This is a genomic window from Lysobacter enzymogenes, from assembly GCF_017168095.1.
Taxonomy (GTDB): Bacteria; Pseudomonadota; Gammaproteobacteria; order Xanthomonadales; family Xanthomonadaceae; genus Lysobacter; species Lysobacter enzymogenes_D.
Window position 1 is genome coordinate 1 of sequence record NZ_LXSD01000139.1, and the last position, 786, is coordinate 786.

Annotated in this window: 1 pseudogene; it reads right to left on the reverse strand. The window is 74.7% G+C overall.

Features of this window, described 5'->3' with window-relative positions:
• A pseudogene (locus tag A7A76_RS03915) lies at positions 1 to 786 on the reverse strand (hypothetical protein); the annotation flags it as partial.

Below are 786 nucleotides of genomic sequence, written 5' to 3' on the forward strand. Positions count from 1 at the left end.
CGGCGCCGGCGCGTCGCGCGGGTCGTCTTCGAACAGCGGACCGCGCGCGGACGCGGGCGCGGCGACGCTGTCGGCGTCGCGCGGATCGTCCTCGAACGGGTTGGCGCGGGCCGGGGCTGCGGGCTTCGGCGCGGCGTCTTCGAACGGATTGGCTCGGGCCGGTGTTGCGGGCTTCGATGCCACGCTCGTCGCGGCGTCGCGCGGAGCGTCTTCGAACGGATTCGCACGGGCAGGCGCTGCGGGCTTCGATGCGCCGTTCGTCGCGGCATCGCGCGGAGCGTCTTCAAATGGATTGGCGCGCACCGCCGCCGCAGGCTTCGATACCGCATTCGCCACCGCATCGCGCGGAGCGTCTTCGAACGGATTGGCGCGAACCGCCGCTGCAGGCTTCGATGCCGAGTTCGTCGCGGCGTCGCGCGGATCGTCTTCGAACGGATTGGCGCGAACCGCCGCCGCAGGCTTCGCCGCTGCGTTCGTCGGCGCATCGCGCGGGTCGTCTGCGAATGGATTGACGAGCGCCGCCGCGGGCTTCGCCGCCGCTTCGCGCACCGGCGCGGGTGGTTGCGGCGCGGCCGGCGCGGGCGCCCACGGCGGGGTGTCGTCGCGGTCTTGAATCGAGGCGTCTTGAACGCGCGCGTCGGTGCGATACACCGCCGGCGTCTCGCGCACCGCCAGCGGCGCGCGCGCTTCGGGCGTCGCTGGCGGAGTCGGCGCCGATGCCGATGCAGCCGCCGCAGCCGACGCGCCCATTTCGCGCATCGCCGCAGCCGCCTGCGCCGCGGCGCC